The organism is Asanoa sp. NPDC049573, assembly GCF_040676615.1.
GTDB lineage: Bacteria > Actinomycetota > Actinomycetes > Mycobacteriales > Micromonosporaceae > Asanoa.
Map to the genome: position 1 here is coordinate 194,009 of NZ_JBFAPI010000009.1, position 17,378 is coordinate 211,386.

Annotated in this window: 15 protein-coding genes; 7 read left to right on the top strand and 8 right to left on the bottom strand. The window is 70.7% G+C overall.

The genetic code is table 11. The features are described 5' to 3' along the window. Together AB0J74_RS21620 and AB0J74_RS21625 are read right to left on the bottom strand one after the other, a co-directional pair. Complete coding sequence (locus AB0J74_RS21620) at positions 1–816, bottom strand: glucose-1-phosphate cytidylyltransferase (RefSeq protein WP_363450536.1); 816 nt, start codon at positions 814–816, stop codon at positions 1–3. Beyond that, complete coding sequence (locus tag AB0J74_RS21625; RefSeq protein WP_363450538.1) at positions 816–2,045, bottom strand: class I SAM-dependent methyltransferase; 1,230 nt, start codon at positions 2,043–2,045, stop codon at positions 816–818. Before AB0J74_RS21625 ends, AB0J74_RS21620 begins: the two co-directional genes overlap by 1 nt. Positions 2,046–2,240: 195 nt before the next feature. Between AB0J74_RS21625 and AB0J74_RS21630 the strand changes: the two genes are divergently transcribed. From AB0J74_RS21630 to AB0J74_RS21645, 4 genes are read left to right on the top strand one after another with little or no spacing between them, the layout of a single operon-like run. Continuing rightward, a complete protein-coding gene (locus AB0J74_RS21630; protein ID WP_363450540.1) occupies positions 2,241–3,269 on the top strand; it encodes an NAD(P)-dependent oxidoreductase in 1,029 nt (342 codons plus the stop codon). Then, positions 3,257–4,435, top strand: coding sequence for a methyltransferase domain-containing protein (locus AB0J74_RS21635; RefSeq protein WP_363450542.1), 1,179 nt, complete (start codon positions 3,257–3,259; stop codon positions 4,433–4,435). Before AB0J74_RS21630 ends, AB0J74_RS21635 begins: the two co-directional genes overlap by 13 nt. Next, positions 4,435–5,331 carry a glycosyltransferase family A protein gene (locus tag AB0J74_RS21640; RefSeq protein WP_363450544.1) on the top strand — a complete coding sequence of 299 codons (897 nt, stop codon included), beginning with the start codon at positions 4,435–4,437 and terminating at the stop codon, positions 5,329–5,331. Before AB0J74_RS21635 ends, AB0J74_RS21640 begins: the two co-directional genes overlap by 1 nt. After that, positions 5,332–6,879 carry a lipopolysaccharide biosynthesis protein gene (locus tag AB0J74_RS21645; protein ID WP_363450546.1) on the top strand — a complete coding sequence of 516 codons (1,548 nt, stop codon included), beginning with the start codon at positions 5,332–5,334 and terminating at the stop codon, positions 6,877–6,879. It abuts the gene before it with no gap. A 15-nt stretch (positions 6,880–6,894) separates the two neighbouring features. Here AB0J74_RS21645 and AB0J74_RS21650 read toward each other — a convergent pair whose 3' ends face one another. From AB0J74_RS21650 to ccrA, 5 genes are all read right to left on the bottom strand, one after another. Next, the gene (locus AB0J74_RS21650; protein WP_363450548.1) at positions 6,895–7,881 is read right to left on the bottom strand and encodes a hypothetical protein; all 987 of its coding nucleotides are present in this window, start codon (positions 7,879–7,881) and stop codon (positions 6,895–6,897) included. Between the two features lie 112 nt (positions 7,882–7,993). Next, positions 7,994–9,091: an AI-2E family transporter gene (locus AB0J74_RS21655; RefSeq protein ID WP_363450695.1), complete on the bottom strand. Its 1,098-nt coding sequence runs from the start codon at positions 9,089–9,091 to the stop codon at positions 7,994–7,996. A gap of 154 nt (positions 9,092–9,245) precedes the next feature. Next, positions 9,246–10,679, bottom strand: coding sequence for a hypothetical protein (locus AB0J74_RS21660; RefSeq protein ID WP_363450550.1), 1,434 nt, complete (start codon positions 10,677–10,679; stop codon positions 9,246–9,248). A 136-nt stretch (positions 10,680–10,815) separates the two neighbouring features. Next, positions 10,816–12,057: a cell division protein DivIVA gene (locus AB0J74_RS21665; RefSeq protein ID WP_363450552.1), complete on the bottom strand. Its 1,242-nt coding sequence runs from the start codon at positions 12,055–12,057 to the stop codon at positions 10,816–10,818. Positions 12,058–12,194: 137 nt separating this feature from the next. Further along, on the bottom strand, positions 12,195–13,544 hold the full coding sequence (gene ccrA / locus AB0J74_RS21670; RefSeq protein ID WP_363450554.1) for a crotonyl-CoA carboxylase/reductase: 1,350 nt from the start codon (positions 13,542–13,544) through the stop codon (positions 12,195–12,197). Positions 13,545–13,716: 172 nt separating this feature from the next. On the opposite strand from ccrA, the gene AB0J74_RS21675 reads away from it, so the two are divergent. Next, positions 13,717–14,649 carry a TIGR03621 family F420-dependent LLM class oxidoreductase gene (locus AB0J74_RS21675; protein WP_363450556.1) on the top strand — a complete coding sequence of 311 codons (933 nt, stop codon included), beginning with the start codon at positions 13,717–13,719 and terminating at the stop codon, positions 14,647–14,649. Here AB0J74_RS21675 and mce read toward each other — a convergent pair. Continuing rightward, positions 14,642–15,112 (bottom strand): methylmalonyl-CoA epimerase, encoded by a 471-nt coding sequence (gene mce, locus AB0J74_RS21680; protein WP_363450558.1) that lies wholly within the window; start codon positions 15,110–15,112, stop codon positions 14,642–14,644. The two genes, AB0J74_RS21675 and mce, sit on opposite strands and share 8 nt — an antisense overlap. Before the next feature lie 66 nt (positions 15,113–15,178). Here mce and AB0J74_RS21685 point away from each other — a divergent pair, with 66 nt between their 5' ends. Both AB0J74_RS21685 and meaB read left to right on the top strand, forming a co-directional pair. Further along, the gene (locus AB0J74_RS21685) at positions 15,179–16,363 is read left to right on the top strand and encodes an acetyl-CoA C-acetyltransferase (protein ID WP_363450560.1); all 1,185 of its coding nucleotides are present in this window, start codon (positions 15,179–15,181) and stop codon (positions 16,361–16,363) included. Then, positions 16,360–17,346 (top strand): methylmalonyl Co-A mutase-associated GTPase MeaB, encoded by a 987-nt coding sequence (gene meaB, locus AB0J74_RS21690; RefSeq protein WP_363450562.1) that lies wholly within the window; start codon positions 16,360–16,362, stop codon positions 17,344–17,346. The genes AB0J74_RS21685 and meaB overlap by 4 nt, the downstream gene beginning before the upstream one ends. The last annotated feature ends 32 nt before the right edge of the window (positions 17,347–17,378 follow it).

Sequence of the window (17,378 nt, forward strand, 5' to 3'; positions counted from 1 at the left end):
TCAGGAGATCAGTGCCGGCGCGAGCGAGCCGCCGGTGCGGTTGGTGTCCCAGAGCATCCACGGGCACTGCGCCGAGTAGTAGAGCTGCTCCAGCTCGGCCCGGTCCTTGAAGGTGTCGGCCGCGCGCCAGAAGCCCTTGTAGCGCTGGGCGATCACCCGCCCGCTCGGCATCAGCCGCTCCAGGGCGTGTGGCACCAGTTCCTCGCCCTCGCGCATGTAATCGAAGATCTCCGGGCGGAGCACGAAGTAACCACCGTTTTCCCACTGCATGAGTTCGTTGACCGGGCGGATGCCGGCGACCCGGTCGCCGCCCTCGATGTCGAGCACGTGGTGGGTCGACTGCACCGGCACGGCCAGCAGGCTGGCGACCGCCTCGCTGGCCTCGAACCGCCGGATCATCTCGTCGAGCGGCGCGTTGGTCAGCGTGTCGGCGTAGTTGGCCAGGAACACCGGCTCGTTCTCGACATGGGCCCGGACCCGCATCAGCCGCTCGCCGATCGAGGAGTTGAGCCCGGTGTCGATGAAGGTGATGTTCCAGTCGGTGATGTCGGACGAGAACAGCCGCAGGTCGCGGTCGCTCATCGCGAGGGTGAAGTCGTTGGAGAGCGTCTCGTCGTAGTGCAGGAAGTAGTCCTTCACCGCGGCCGCGCCGTAGCCGAGGCAGAGCACGAAGTCGGTGTGCCCGAAGTGGGCGTAATAGCGCATCACGTGCCACAGCAGGGGACGGTCACCGATCATCGCCATGGGCTTCGGCGCGGACTGCGCGTCTTCGCGCATCCGCATGCCCAGGCCGCCGCAGAAGAGGACGACCTTCATCACACCACCTCGAGGTCCGGGATCGGGAAGACCAGCCGGCCGCCCCACTCTCGCACGTAGGCCAGTTGGGCCGAGATCTCGGTACGCAGGTTCCACGGCAGCACCAGCACGTAGTCGGGCCGGTCCTGCGCGATCCGCTCGGGCGCGTGGATGGGGATGTGCGTGCCCGGCAGGAACATGCCCTGTTTGTGTGGGCTGCGGTCGACGGTGTATTCGAGCAGGTCTGACCGGATCCCGCAGTGGTTGAGCAACGTGTTGCCCTTGCCCGGCGCCCCGTAGCCGACCACCCGGCGACCCTCGGCGCGCGCGGTCAGCAGGAAGTCGAGCAGGTCGCGCTTGATGTCGAAGACCGCCTCGGCGAAGCCCTTGTGGCCGTCGACGGTGTGCAGGCCGGCCTCGGCCTCGGCGTCGAGGACCGACTTGACGTTGCTGGACGGCTCGCCGGCCGCGGCGCCGTGCTTGGCGTGCACCCGCAGCGAGCCGCCGTGCGTCGACAGTTCCTCGACGTCGACCACCACGAGGCCGGCGGTCGCCAGCGCCCGCTGGGCGGTCAGCAGCGAGAGGTATTGGTAGTGCTCGTGGTAGATCGTGTCGTACTGCCGGCGCTCGATCAGTCGCAGCAGGTGCGGGAACTCGAGCGTCACCAGGCCCTCGGGCTTGACCAGGGCGGCCAGGCCCGCGGTGAAGCCGACCAGGTCGGGCACGTGTGCGTAGACGTTGTTGCCGGCGACCAGGTCGGCCCGGCCGTGCTTGGCGGCCAGCGCGGCGCCGGTCTCCGCGCCGAGGAACTCGTTCTCGGTGCGGATGCCCGCGAGCTGTGCCACCTGGGCGATGTTGGCGGCCGGCTCGACACCCAGCACCGGCACGCCGCGCGCGACGAAGTGCTGCAGCAGGTAGCCGTCGTTGCTGGCGACCTCGGTGACCAAGCTCTCCGGGCCCAGCCCGAGCTGGTCGGCCATCGTGTCGGCGTAGCGCTTGGCGTGCGCCACCCACGAGTCCGAATACGACGAGAAGTAGGCGTAATCGGAGAAGATGTCTTCGCCGGCGACGTATGCGGGCAACTGCACCAGCAGACAACTGGGGCAGAGCCGGACATGCAGGGGGTAGAACGTCTCCGCGCTGTCCAGCCGCTCGGCTGGAAGGTAGCTCTCGCACAGCGGGGACATGCCCAGGTCGACGAACGTTTCGGTCAACTGCGTCGCGCAGAGGCGACAAACGGCAGTGGTCATGAGCAGGTACCCCGATTTCGAACCAACACCGGTCAGCGCGGACAGTCGGCCCGGCCCGCGCCCGGCCGAAACGCTAGCCAGGTGGCGCATGGCCATGGGGCGTGGAGTAAGAAGTCCGACACTAGTCCGGACCGTCCCGCCGAGCCGTCCGTAGACTCGCGATTCTCACCCCGGACAACGCTGCGGAGCTTCACCATGCGCACACTCGTGACCGGCCATGACGGATACATCGGCAGCGTGCTGGTGCCGCTGCTGCGGGCCGCGGGACACGACGTCACCGGCCTCGACATCAGCTTGTACGCCGACGGCGTGCTCGGCCCGCCACCGCCCGCGGTGCCGGCCCTGCGGGTCGACCTGCGCGATGTCGAGCCCGAACACCTGCGGGGCTACGACGCGGTGCTGCACCTCGCGGCGCTGTGCAACGACCCGATCGGCAACCTCAACCCCGACCTGACCTACGACATCAACCACCGGTCGACCGTACGGCTGGCCAAGGCGGCCAAGGCCGCGGGCGTCGGCCGGTTCCTGTTCTCGTCGTCGTGCTCGCTCTACGGCGCCGGCCTCGACGACCGGCCGCTCGACGAGGACGCCGGCTTCGCGCCGGTTACGCCGTACGGCGAGTCGAAGATCCTGTCCGAGCAGGGCCTGGCCGAACTCGCCGACGACGACTTCTCGCCGGTCTACCTGCGCAACGCGACGGCCTACGGCTTCTCGCCGCGGCTGCGCGGCGACCTGGTGGTCAACGACCTGACCGCGCACGCGCTGCTGACCAGCGAGGTGCGGTTGCTCTCCGACGGCACCGCCTGGCGGCCGCTCGTCCACGTGGAGGACATCTCCGCGGCGTTCCTGGCGCTGCTCGAGGCGCCGCGTGACGTGGTGCACAACCGGGCCTACAACATCGGGCAGACCGGCGAGAACTACCTCATCCGCGACGTGGCCGAGATCGTCCGCGACGTCGTCGTCGGCTCGACCGTGACGTTCGCCGGCGGCGCCTCGGCCGACTCCCGCAACTACCGGGTCAGCTGCGACCGGATCGCCGCCGAGGTGCCCGGCTTCCGTCCAGCATGGACGGTGCGCAAGGGTGTGGAGCAACTGGTCGAGGAGTACGGCCGGCACGGGCTGACCATCGAGGCGTTCACCGGCGAGAGCTACCAGCGGCTCAAGAAGATCCGCGCGCTGCTCGCCGCCGGCCGGATCGACGAGCAGCTCCGGTGGACGTCGTGACCCGCTGCGCCGCGTGCGGCGACGACGACCTGGTCCCGTTCGCCGACCTGGGCACGATCCCGGTCTTCTGCGGGGTGCACTGGGCCAGCCGTGACGAGGCGCTGGCCTCGCCGCTGGGCCGGATGGCGCTGTCCTACTGCCCGTCCTGCGCCTACGTGCGCAACGTCGAGTTCGACCCGGCACTGCTGCACTACGACACGACAATGGACACCAACCTGCACCACTCGCCGGCGTTCCAGTCGTTCTCTGCCGAGTTGGTCAAGCACCTGGTCGACCGCTACCCGCTGCGTGGCGCGACCGTGCTCGACATCGGCTGCGGCCAGGGAGAGTTCCTCCGTGAGCTGTGTCACGTCGCCGGCGCCCGGGGCATCGGTTACGACGCGATGTATGCCGGGCCGGAAGGTCCGGACCCGTCCGGCGCTGAGTTCCACAGTGGACACGCACCGCTCGACGGGACGATGCCGCCCTTCGACTTCGTGACCTCGCGCCACTGGTTCGAGCATATCGACGATCCCTACGAGTTCCTGGTGGCGCTGCGCCGGATGGCCGGCGACCGGCCGGTCCGCGGCTACATCGAGGTGCCGGACGCCTGCTACGACATGGCCACCGCGGGCTGGGAGGTCATCTACCCGCACGTCTCGTACTTCGACGCCTACTCGCTGCGCCGGATCGTCGAGCGGGCCGGCTGGCGGGTGGAAGACACCGGGCCGCTGTTCCAGGGCATGTTCCGGTTCGTCGAGTTCTCGGTCAACGTGTCCGGCCCGCCGGCCTCCACGGCGCCGCTGCCCGGCGCCGAAGCGGTCTCCCGCCAGCTCGAGGCGATCCGCGGCTTCGCTGCCCGGCACTTCGCCGAGCGCGACCGGTGGCGCACGCTGATCGCCGACCGGATCGCGGCCGGCGACCACCCGGTGCTCTGGGGCGCGGGCTCGCGCGGCGTGCAGTTCCTGCACCTCGCCGACCCCGACGGCAAGCTGGCGGCGGTGGTCGACGTCAACGCCCGCAAGTGGGGTAGGTTCCTGCCCGTGACGGGACACGAGGTCACCGCGCCGGCGACGCTGGCCGGGCTGGGCACCCGCACCGTCATCATCACCAACCCGGCCTACCGGGGCGAGATCGCCGAATCCCTGCGTGCCCTCGGCGTCGACGCCGAGTTGCTGGTGGCGTGATGCCCCGGCTCACGGTCGGCGTGCCGGTCTACAACGCGGCCCGCTACCTGCCCGTGGCGCTCGACGCGCTGCGGGCACAGGACTACGCCGACTTCGAGATCCTCATCAGCGACAACGCCTCGACCGACGAGACCTGGGAGATCTGCCAGCGCTACGCGATGGCCGACCCGCGGATCCGGTTGTGGCGCAACGAACAGAACCAGGGTGGGCACGCCAACTTCGGCAAGCTGGTCGAGCTGGCGTCGGGGGAGCTGTTCAAATGGGCGGCGTACGACGACATCTGCCGGCCGGGATTCCTCAGCGCGTGTGTCGCCGCGCTCGACGCCGCCGGGCCGCGCGCGGTGCTCGCGTACCCGAAGACGGTTCTGATCGACGAGGAAGGCGCGCCGATCGGCGCGTATGCCGACAAGCTCGACCTGCGGGACGCGCGGGCCTGGAAGCGGCTTTCCGGGCTGGCCAACAACATCAGCCTGTGCCACGCCCATTTCGGGGTGTTCCGGCTCGAGGCGCTGCGCCGCACCGGGCTGATCCGGCCGTTCCTGTCGTCCGACTACACGCTGATGGCGGAGGTAGCGGCGCTCGGCGAGATCCACGAGGTGCCCGAGCCGCTGTTCCTGCGGCGCGTGCACGGCGCGTCGACCCGGCAGGCCGGCAACAGCGCCGCGTCGGCGACCGCGTGGTTCGCGCCGGCCGGTGGCGCCAAGGCGGCCCGCTCGCCGCGCACCAACATGCTCCGCCAGACGGCCCGGGCGTTGCGCGGCCATCCCGGCGGGTTGGCCAACTCGGCCGCGTTCCTGGGCACCTGGTTCGCCCGCCGGGGCCGGGTGCGGCTCGGTGCGCTGCGGCGCCGGCTGACCGGCCGGCCGATGCCGACGCTGACCGAGAGCGGCGCGTAGGTGGTCACCGCACCGACCGCCGAGCCGGCCGCGGCTCCGGCCGCGAAGAAGCCCGGCGTGGGCAGCGCGATCGGCTGGTCCTACGTGCTGACCGGTGGCCGGATCGGCGCCACCGTGCTGGTCACCTTCGTGCTCGCGAAACTGCTCGGGCCGAGCGAGTTCGGCGTCGTCGCGATGGCGACGGTGTTCATCACGGTCGCGCAGACGATCCTCCAGCAGGGCCTGGTCTCGGCGATCGTGCAGCGCGACAAGCTGACCCCCGAGCACCTCGACGCGGCGTTCGGCGTGATGGTCATCTCCGGCGTCGTGGTGTGCGGAGCCGCGGCCGCGCTCAGCCCGGTCTGGGCGCTGGTCAACCGCGAGCCGCGGCTCACCGTCGTCTGCCTGGCGCTCTCGCCGCTCGTGCTGATGCAGGCACTGACGATCGTGCCCGAGGCGGTGCTCCGGCGAGACCTGCAGTTCCGCTCGGTGGCCCTGCGCACCCTGAGCGCCTCGCTGGTCAGCGGCGTGGCCGGCGTGGTGCTGGCCCTGCTGGGGGCCGGGGTGTGGGCGCTGGTCGCACAGTCGCTGGTGAACGCCTTCGTCGGCCTGGTCGTGCTGTGGACCGTCTGCCCGTGGCGCCCCACCGGCAGCTTCAAGCTCGGCGCGATCCGCGACCTGTGGAAGTTCTCGGTCCACTCCGCCAACGCCGGCCTCGGCTCGATGCTGAGCTCGAAGGCCGACATCATCTTCACCGGCCTGTTCTTCGGCCCGATCGCGACCGGCATCTACCGGTTGGCGGCCCGGCTGCCCGACATGCTGGTCGACGTGACGGTGCGCTCGCTGCAACAGGTGGCCCTGCCGTCGCTGTCCCGGCTGCAAAAGGATCGGGTGGCCTTCGTCCGCCACCTCACCACCCTCCAGCACCTGGGTGCGCTCACCGGGCTGCCGCTGCTCGGCGTCCTGGTCGCGACGGCCGGCCCGCTGGTCGAGTTCCTCGGCCCGCAGTGGGCGGGCACCGAGGTGCCGCTCGCGCTGCTGTGCCTTTATGGCGCGCTCAACGCGTACGGGGTGCTGCTCGGCCCGGCGTTGCAGGCGATCGGCCAGCCGGCCAAGCTGGCGGCGATCCTGTGGACCCGCGGCATCCTGGGCGTCGTGGTCTTCGCCGGCGTCGGCACCCTGCTGCACGGCTCGTCGGCCACCCGCCAGGCGACGGCGATCGCGCTCGCCGCGATCTGCATGCAGGTCGTGATGAACGCGGCCTCGGTCTGGGTGACGGTCGGCAAGGCCGTGGGCGGCTCGATACCGCGCTTCCTGGCCCCGACGATCCCCTCGATCCTGTCGGGTGCGGCCGCTGCCGCGGTGCCCTGGCTCCTGCACACGCTGCATGTCTCGATCGAGCCGCCGTTGCTCGCGCTGCTCGCCTACGCGGCCGTGGCGGGCCTGCTCGCCGGTGTGGTGCTCTGGTTGCTCGACCGCCGCCTCCGCACCCTGGTCCGCGGCAAGCTCGGCGGCAGGCTGGCCTGGATCCCGCTGAGCCACCCCCGCGCCGGCCGGCACGCCGCCTAGAGCGCGGCGCGGAGGTCAGTTGTCGAGGACCGGCTTGCGGTTGTCGGCCCACAGGTTGGTGTTCGCCCAGTCGATGCCCGGCAGGTCGGGGTGGGCGACCACGCCGTAGCGGAAGTCGCGGCCGAAGACGTTGCGGCGGAAGGTGACCGACTGCGCCTTCAGGTCGTCGCGGATGCCGACCGAGTAATTGCCGCCGTTGCAGTAGTTGTCTTCGAAGACCAGGTCGCGGACCACCGGCGAGGTGGTCGAGCCGACCATCATGCAGGCGTTGAGCGGGTCCTTGGCGGCCTTGTCGTAGGGCTCGAGGCGGTTGTGCTTGACCACGATGGCGGTGCCGCCGGTGGTCTGCAGCGCGTCGTTGTGTGAGTCGCCCAGGCGGGCCAGGTCGTGGATCCAGGAGTCGACCACGGTGGTGCGGTCGCCCAACCGCGGGCCGTCGACGACGTTGTGCACGTTGACCCGGCGCAGCGTGTAGTCGTCGCAGCAGACCGCCGTCGAGTTGACGCCACTGCCGTCGATCTCGACATCTTCGATCACCAGGTTTTGCGCCGTGTCGAAAATGCGGACCGCCCACGTCTTGCGGTCGCAGGTGATGCGGGACTGGCGGATCGTCACGTTCTTCGCGTGGACGTCGACGCAGCCTTCGATGTCGAGGCCGGCCACCACCTGGCCGTCGGTCACCAGGTCGAGGCTCTCGGCCCTGGTCAGCGCCATGCCCTTGGGCACGCCGGTGTTGGTCGCGTCGGGCCAGGCGGTCGGGACGGCGCCGGTGGCGTCGACCGCGGCGCCGGGGGACGCGGCCGGAGCGCTCGTGCCGGCCGCCGGCCCCGGTGGTTTGTCGGCCGGCGGCACCCAGGTCGCCACCAGGGCACCGACCAGCAGCACGGCCAGCACGCCGAGGGCGATCGCGATGGGGCGGCGCCAGCGGGTCTTCCAGGGCGGTCGGGGCGGGGGATCTCCGGGGCCACGCACCCGCGCGACACCGACGGCGGTGTTGGTCACGATCCCCCCAGATGTCGCGCGACTCGGCACCGGGTGACGGCGCGGCGAACGCACCGACGTTACAAGGCGCGGTCGAGAGGTCACAACCCCACGTGGCGTCCGTTGTGGATAACTACCGTGCTTCCTGTCTGGGCATTACCACTTCACGGACGATGAGTTGGACGGCGGCCACCGCTGGAATCGCGACCAGGGCGCCCAGCACGCCGAACAGGCCGACACCGACCAGGGCGGCCACGATCGCGGCCACGTCGCTGACCTTGACGGACTTGCGCATCACCTTCGGGTAGATCAGATAGTTTTCGACCTGCTGGTAGACCAGGAAGAACACGGCGGCCGCGATGCCGATCGTGAGCGAGTCGGCGAACGCGACCACGGTGACGATCACCGCGCCGATGGTCGCGCCGATCTGCGGGATCAGGTCACAGACCGCGACGACGACGGCGAGCGCGAACGGGTAGGCCAGGCCGACGATCATCGCGAACACGAACGCGCTGATGCCGGCCAGCACCGCGATGGCCAGGGCGCCGACGATGTAGGCACCGACCTTGGCCAGGATCTCGTCGGTGAGCAGTTGGACCCGGTCGCGGCGGCTCCGGGGAACCAGCGCGTAGGCGGCGCTCTTCATCTTGTCGAACGACGCCATGAAATAGATGGTCAACACCAGCACGGTGAGCACCTGGAACAGCGTGCCGAAGATCAGCTTGGCGCCGCCGAACACGCCGCCCAGCGCCCGGCTGAACGTCTCCGGGCTGGCCAGCGACTTGGCCCGCTCGACCAGGTCGAACTGGCCGACCAGGTCGTTGATGGTGGCGTTGCGCTGCAGCGCCTCGACGTAGCCGGGTGCCGCCGCGATGAAGTCGCCGACCTGGGTGACCAGCGGCGGCACCAGCGCGCCGATCGCGCCGGCCAGCACCAGCACCAGCGCGAGGGCCACGATGGCGACCGCGCCGCCGCGGGGCACGCCCCACGTGCGCAGCCGGACCACCGCCGGGTTGAGGCCGATGGCCAGGAACAGCGCGATGAAGATCAGGATCAGAATGCTGAAGGCGTTGCGGACGGCGAGATAGCTCGCGTACGCCAGGACCAGCCCCAGCCCGCCGACGAAGCCGAGCAGGAACGGGCTGCGCCGGAACGGCCGGCCCGGCTGGCCGAAGGGCGACTCGTCGTCGTGGGCGATGCGCGGCTTCGGCACCGGCTCGGTCTCGGCCACCGCGCCGTCCGGTTGCTCGGTCGTCGGTGTCGAATCGTCGACGCTGCTCACCTGGCACCCCTCTCCACCCGCCAGGCCCGGCACCTTACAAGACCGGTGCGACGGTCGCGAGACCGCCGCACCGACTCGAGGCTCAATGGATGATTGTGGCCGGTTAGTCGGCGGCGAGGGTACGGCTCTTCCGCTCGGCGCCATCGACGCTCGCCGTGAGCGCGGCGCCGTCGACCTTGCCGTTGCCGTTGGCGCCCTTCGGAGCGGCCTCCGGCTCGGCCTGGGCCGGCGAGTGGTCCTCAGCCTGGGGCTCGGGCTGAGCCTCGGCCTGGGGCTGAGCCTCGGCCTGGGGCTGAGCCTCGGCCTGGGGCTGAGCCTCGGCCTGAGCCTCGGCCTGGGGCTCGGGCTGAGCCCCGGCCTGAGCCTCGGCGGCCGCGGCTGCGCCCGCGGCCTGAGGCTGGGCCTGGTCGGTCCGGGCCTGCTGGGCTTGGACTTCCTGGGCTTCGGCCTGCTGGATCTCGGCCTGAGCCAGCTCGGCCTGGACCTCGGCCAGCTGCTTGCGGGCCAGCTCGGTCTCCTGCTGAGCCTCGGCCAGCCGCGCGCTCTCCTCGTCGAGCTGCCGGCGGATGGCCGCGGCGTGCTCTTCGGCCTGCCGGCGCAGCTCGACCGCGTAGCGCTCGGCCTCGACCCGCTGGGCCGTCACCTGCTGCTCGACGCCGGTGCGCCACTGGGTCAGCTCGCGCTCGGCGGTCGCGCTGCGGGTCGCGTAGTCCTGCTCGGCCTTGGTCTGCCGCTCGCGGATCTCCCGCTCGAGGTGGGCCCGGCGGTCGCCGAGCTCCTGGTCGATCGCGGCCTGCCGGGTCGTCTTCGACTGCTCCAGCGCGGCCCGCTGCTCGGCGGCCTCGCGCTCCAGGGCGGCCCGCTGCTCCGCGGTCTCGCGCTCCAGCGTGGCCCGCTGCTCGGCGATCTCGCGTTCGACGGCGGCCCGCTGGCGGGCCAGGTCACGGTCGACCGCGGCCCGGTTGGCGTCGGCCTCGCGGCGGGCGGCGGCCAGGATCTCGGCCGCCTCGCCGTGCAACCGGTCGATCTCGGCGTGGACGGCGGCCAGCTTGGCCTCGGCCTCGGCCCGGCGGGCGGCGTCGACCTTCTCCTCTTCGGCCCGGCGGGCGGTCAGCGCGAGTTCGAAGTCGCGGATCGCCGCGGCGGCGTGCCCGCGCGCCTCGTCGACCAGGTTGTCGGCCTCGTCGCGCTGGGCCTGCACGGAGCGTTGCGCGTCGGCGCGGATCTCGTCGGCCTGCTCCTCGGCGAGCGCGAGGATCTGCTCGACCCGCGGACCGAGGTGCCGGAACCGCACGACGTCGATGCTCGCGGCCTCACGGCGGACGGCGGCCAGCTCGACCTGTAACTGCTCGAGTTGCGCGGAGAGGGTGTGTATCTGGGCGAAGCGGTCGTCGCGTTCGGTGAGTAGTGCGGCGATCTCCTGCTCGGCCTGCGCGACGTAGCGCTCGACCTGGCGACGGTCGTAGCCGCGTAGCGCTGACTCGAAATGGGGGGAGGAGACGTCGCCCATAGCGAAGAGTTCGGCGCCGTTGGACATAGTCACATCCTCACACGCAACGCCCCATAGCGTTCCGATACACCCAGCATGTTAGACGAGGCCTCACATGACGTCAGGCCGCACCGCGTACTCGCGGTGCGGCCTGACGTCGCGTGCCGTTGCCCCAGCCGGCGCCTCAGACGTTGGCCGCGGACTTGTCGTCGGCGTCCTTGTCCTTCTTGGTCTCCTGCTTGGGCGCCGTCACCGACGGGACGATGCCAGCCAGGCCGGACAGCATCTGGCCGAGCTGCGCGGTGACCGCGTCCTTCTGGCGGGTGAGGTCTTCGACCTCGCGCCGGGCGGCGTTCGTGGTGATCTCGGCCTCGGTGCGCGCCTCGGTGAGGTGGCGGTGCGCCTCGGACTGGGCCTCCTTGAGGGCCTTGTCGGCCGCGGCGCGGGCCCGGTCGACCGTCTCGGCCGCGGTGCGCTCGGACTCGACCCGGCGCGCCTCGGCGCGCTGCTCGATCTCCTTGGCCCGGTCTTCGGCGGCGCGGGCGCGCTCCTCGGCCTCGGCGACCAGCTTCTGGGTCTGCGCGACCTGGGCGGCGTGCCGCTCGGACTCCTCACGCTCGGACTTCTCGCGGCGCTCGGCCAGCTCGAGCGCGAGGGCCTGCAGGTCCTTGTCGCGCTTGTCGCGGGCGTCGGAGAGCATCTTGGTGGCCTCGGCGCGCTTCTCCTCGGCCTCGCGGCCGGCCTTGGCGCGCAGCTGGGTGATCTCGCGCTCGGCGGTGGCCCGCAGGGTGGCGACCTCACGCTCCACCGTCGACTTGAGCTCGGCGACCTCGTGGGCGGTGACGGTGCGCAGCTGCTTGGTCTCGCGGTCGGCGTCGGCACGGAGCGTGTCGGCCTCGCGGCGGGCCTGGACGCGGACCTCGGCGGCCTCGCGCTCGGCGGCCGTGCGCAGGCTGCCGGCCTCACGCTCGGCGGTGGCCTTCATGGCCGCGGCCTCGGCACGCGCCTTGTCGGTGATCTCGCGGGCCTCGAGCCGGGCCGCGGAGAGGATGCCCTCGGACTCGCGCTTGGCTTCGCCCCGGTGGTCGTTGGCCTGCTCTTCGGCGAGACGCAGGATCTGCTCGACCCGGGTGCCCAGGCCGGAGAGCGTCGGCCGGTTGTTCTCCTCGAGCTGCTTGTTGGTGTCGTTCAGCTTCTGCTCGAGTGCGCCGAGCCGCTGCTCGGCCTGGCGCAGGCGGCGCTGCGCGTCGTTGGTCTTCTGCTCCGCGTCGGCGCGCTCCTTCTCGGCGGCGGCGAGGCGGTTCTGGAGGCGCTGGAGGGTGTCGTCGACCTGCCTGCGGTCGTAGCCGCGCAGAGCGACGGTGAACTCTTCCGTCGAGTTAGCGTTCTCGAAGAAGCCAAGGGAGGAGGACTGCTGCTGGGGCATTGGGACATCCTGGCAGACCTACCCAGGGGCAGCGCAAGGGTGGTGCGGCCGTTGTCGCCCGACAAAGCATGGTCATCTTACCAGCCTTGGCCGTCGACATAGGAAATTCCGCCGATCGTGGACAAACGGCGAGTCGGCTATTCCCCCCGGAACCGGTTGATCGCTTCTTCGTGGCGTGCCCGCAGCTCAGGATCACGGACGCCCAGTCCTTCGACGGGTGCGAGGCACCGGACACCGACCTTTCCCTGGTGCCGGTTGCGTTGTACGTCGAGGGCAGCCTGACCCGTCTGCTCCAACGGATAGACGCGGGAGAGGGTGGGGTGGATTCGAGCCGAAGAGATGAGTCGATTCGCTTCCCACGCCTCGCGATAGTTGGCGAAGTGGCTGCCGATGATCCGCTTCAGGTTCATCCAGAGATAGCGGTTGTCGAACTCGTGCTGAAAACCACTCGTCGAGGCACAAGTGACGATCGTCCCGCCCCGCCGGGCGACGTACACGCTGGCTCCGAAGGTTTCCCGGCCCGGGTGCTCGAAGACGATGTCGGGGTCACGGCCGCCGGTCAGCGACCGGATCAGGTCGCCCAGCCGGCGCCACTCGCCCGGGTCCTGGGTGTGTTCGTCGGACCAGAACCGGAAGCCCTCCGCGGCGCGGTCGATGACGAGTTCGGCGCCCATCCGCCGGCACAGTTCGGCCTTCTCGGGCGAGGAGACCACGCAGACCGGCGTCGCACCGCCGTTGAGGGCGTACTGGGTGGCGTACCCACCGAGCCCGCCGGAGGCGCCCCAGACGAGCACCACGTCGCCCTGCTTCATCGCGGCGCCGTGGTGGGAGACGAGCTGCCGGTATGCCGTCGAGTTGACCAGCCCCGGGCAGGCCGCCTCCTCCCAGGTGAGGTGCCGCGGCTTGGGCATCAGCTGGTTGGCCTTGACCACGGCCAGCTCGGCGAGGCCGCCGAAGTTGGTCTCGAAGCCCCAGATCCGCTGCTCCGGGTCGAGCATCGTGTCGTCGTGCCCGTCGGCCTCCTCCAGTTCGACCGACAGGCAATGTGCGACCACCTCGTCGCCGGGGTGCCACTTGGAGACGCCGTCACCGACCCGCAGCACGACGCCGGCGGCGTCGGAACCCACCACCTGGTACGGCAGTTCGTGGCGCTTGGTGATCGCGGAGAGCTTGCCGTAGCGGCGCAGGAACGCGAAGGTCGGGACGGGTTCGAAGATGCTGGTCCAGACGGTGTTGTAGTTGATCGCGCTGGCCATGACCGCGACCAGGGCCTCGCCGGGCGCCAGCTCGGGGGTCGGCACGTCCTGCACGTGCAGCGACTTGCGCGGGTCCTTGTCGCTGGTGGCCAGCCCCTCGAACATGCCGGTCTCGTCGGCCCGGACCACGACACCGCGGTAGGTCGGCGGCACCGGCGCCCGTCCCAGCGCCGACAGATCGGGTGACGTGGACCCTTCGGCGGCCATGATCGTTTCGACGATGTCGCGCACCGGAACCTCCCCGACAAACCTGGTGATCCGGACGTTACGCACGTACCGCCCCGCCCGGACCCGGTTCCTGAAAGAGGCTTTGCTTTGCACCCTTGTAGGAAGCGCCGCTTGACCTGGGCGCTTCCTGCAAGGGTGCAAAGCAAAGCCTCGAAAACCCACTAGGGTCGGCGCCATGCCGAAGGCGTTTCGCTTCACCGCTTCCATGCCGGGGCTCAACCGCACGCCAGCGCAGTGGCGCGAGCAGATCCGGCGGCTGGAGGGGATGGGGTTCAGTTCCGTTTCCGTCTCCGACCACTTCACCGACGGCTGGGCGATGGACCCGATCGTGGCCATGACCGTGGCGGCCGAGGCGACCAGCACGCTCAAGGTGCTCGCGCTGGTGTTCTGCAACGACTTCCGGCACCCGGTGCTGCTGCACAAGTCGATGGCCAACCTCGACGTGTTCTCCGGCGGCAACCGGGTGGAGATCGGTCTCGGTGCCGGCTGGAAGCAGAGTGAGCACGAGGCCGCCGGGCTCACCTTCGACGCGCCGGGCGAGCGGATCGAGCGGCTCGGCGAGTCGATCGAGGTGATCACGGGGCTGTTCCGGGAGGCCCCGCTGACGTTCGACGGCAAGCACTACCGGATCACCGACCTCCAAGGGTTGCCCAGGCCGGCCAGCCGACCGCGGCCCCCGATCCTGGTCGGTGGGGGCAGCCGCAAGGTGCTCGAGTTGGCCGGGCGCGCGGCCGACATCGTGGGGATCAACCCGCGACTGACCGCCGGTGGGGGACTGGCCGCCGCGATGGCCGACATGACCGCCGAGCGGATCGCGACCAAGGTGGGCTGGGCCCGCGCCGCGAGCACAGACCCGGACGCGCTGGAGTTTCAGCTGACCATGCTCGACGTGCGGGTCACCGTGGGCGGCGAGACGCACGGTTCGACGTCGAGCCAGGCCCGCGACGCCTCACCCGAGGAACTGGCCGCCTCGCCCGCGGTGCTGCACGGCTCGGTCGGCGAGTGTGTCGACAAGCTGGTGGAGGTGCGCGAAAAGTTCGGCATCAGCTATTTCCACCTGGGCAGCAACCTGGCCGCGGCGGCACCGATCGTGGCGAAGCTCAGCTAGCCGGCTCGACCAACTCGACCAGCACCCCGCCGGCGTCCTTGGGGTGCACGAAGTTGATCCGGGAGCCGGCGGTGCCGCGCCGGGGCGCGTCGTAGAGCAGCCGCATGCCGCGGGACCGCAGCGCCGCGGCCGCCGCCTCGACGTCACGCACCGTGTAGGCCACCTGCTGCACACCGGGCCCGGACCGGTCGAGGAACTTCGCGATGGCCGAGGTCGGTGACAAGGGCGCGAGCAGTTGTACGCACCCGCCGGCAGGAGTCGGGCCGACCGACATCATGGCCTCGCGTACGCCCTGGTCCTGGTTTTCCTCAACGTGGACACACGTCATCCCGAAGACCCGCGAGTAGAACTCGATGGCCTCGTCAAGGTCGTGCACCGCCACCCCGACGTGGTCGATCCGGAGCAAACCCACATCCGAAGTGACTGAGTCGTCAGCGTGCTTCCCGGCGGCGTCCTGGCCCATGGCGATATTCTGGCCGAACGATCGCTAAGGTGACCGGTCGACACTCTGTTCTGAGAGGTATACGACATGACGAGCGTGATCGTTGGCGGCGCGCGCACGCCGATGGGCCGGCTGTTGGGCAACCTCAAGGACTTCCCGGCCACCAAACTGGGCGGCATCGCCATCAGGGCGGCGCTGGAGCGGGCCGGCGTGGCCCCCGAGCAGGTCGACTACGTGATCATGGGTCAGGTCCTCCAGGCCGGTGCCGGGCAGATGCCGGCCCGCCAGGCCGCGGTCGCCGCCGGCATCCCGATGTCGACGCCCTCGCTCACGATCAACAAGGTCTGCCTTTCGGGCCTCGACGCGATCGCCCTGGCCGACCAGCTGATCCGGGCCGGCGAGGCGGAGATCGTGGTGGCCGGCGGCATGGAGTCGATGACCAACGCGCCGCACCTGATGCTCGGCCAGCGCGGCGGCTACAAATACGGCGACGTCACGGTCAAGGACCACATGGCGCTCGACGGGCTCACCGACGCCTACGACCAGGTCAGCATGGGCGAGTCGACCGACCGGTTGGGCCTGCGGCTGGGCATCACTCGTGAAGAGCAGGACGAGTTCTCCGCGCGCAGCCACCAGCGGGCCGCCGCCGCGCAGAAGAACGGCAACCTGGCCGAGGAGATCGTCGCGATCGAGATCCCGCAGCGCCGGGGCGAGCCCATCGTGATCGAGGAAGACGAGGGCATCCGGCCCGAGTCGACCACCGAGTCGCTGGGCAAGCTGCGGCCGGCGTTCATGGCCGAGGGCACGATCACGGCGGGCAGCTCCTCGCCGATCTCCGACGGCGCCGCCGCGGTCGTCGTGATGAGCCAGGCCAAGGCGGCCGAGCTGGGGCTGACCTGGCTGGCCGAGATCGGCGCGCACGGCATGGTGGCCGGCCCCGACAACTCGCTGCACGCGCAGCCCTCCAACGCGATCAAGAAGGCGCTCGACAAGCAGGGCCTGACCGTCGCCGACCTCGACCTGATCGAGATCAACGAGGCGTTCGCGCAGGTCGGCATCCACTCGATGCGGGAGCTGGGCGTCACCGAGGAGATCGTCAACGTCAACGGCGGCGCGATCGCGCTCGGCCACCCGATCGGCATGAGTGGCGCCCGGCTGGCGCTCACCCTCGCGCTGGAGCTCAAGCGACGCGGTGGCGGCACCGGCGCGGCGGCCCTGTGCGGCGGCGGTGGCCAGGGCGACGCCCTGATCATCACCGTCCCGAAGGCATGAGCCTTCGCCGCAGCAGGAACGTTCCCGAGCTGGTCGAGCAGGCGCGCGCGGGCGACCACCGCGCCGTCGCGCGGCTGATCACCCTGGTCGAGAACGGCGACGAACTCCTGCCGGAGATCGCCGCCGTGCTCGCACCGCACACCGGTCAGGCCCAGGTCATCGGCCTGACCGGCTCGCCCGGCGTGGGCAAGTCGACGACCACCAACGAGTTGGTCCGCGAGCTGCGCAAGCAGGGGCACCGGGTGGGCGTGCTGGCGGTCGACCCGTCCAGCCCATTCACCGGCGGCGCGATCCTCGGCGACCGGGTGCGGATGCAGGACCACGCCACCGACCCGGGCGTCTACATCCGGTCGATGTCGTCGCGCGGGCACCTGGGCGGCCTCGCGGCCGCCACACCGCAGGCGGTGCGGGTGCTGGAGGGCGCCGGCTGCGACGTGGTGCTGGTCGAGACCGTCGGCGTCGGCCAGGCCGAGGTCGAGGTCGCGTCGCTGGCCGACACCACGCTGGTGCTGCTGGCGCCCGGCATGGGCGACGCGATCCAGGCGGTCAAGGCCGGCATCCTGGAGATCGCCGACGTGTTCGTGGTCAACAAGGCCGACCGCGACGGCGCCGACAACACCTACCGCGACATCCAGGGCATGATCGGGCTCGGCGAGCGCGGCCCGGGCGAGTGGCGGCAGCAGGTGGTGCGCAGCGTCGCCAGCAAGGGCGAGGGCATCGGCGACATCGCCGCCGCGATCGACAAGCACCGCGGCTGGCTGGTCGAGCACGGCGAGCTACGGCATCGCCGGGAGAAGCGGGCCGCCGCCGAGGTCGAGGCGATCACGCTGGGCGTGCTGCGTGCCCGGATGGCGTCGTTTCGCGACGGCTCGACGCTGAAGGAGCTGGCCGGGTCGGTCGCCGCGGGCGAGCTGTCGCCGTACGCCGCCGCCGACCGACTGCTGGCCACACTTGATCAAAAAAACGAGCAACCTTCTGGGTGACGTCGCGCGTTACGTAGCCCGGAGGTGGTCCA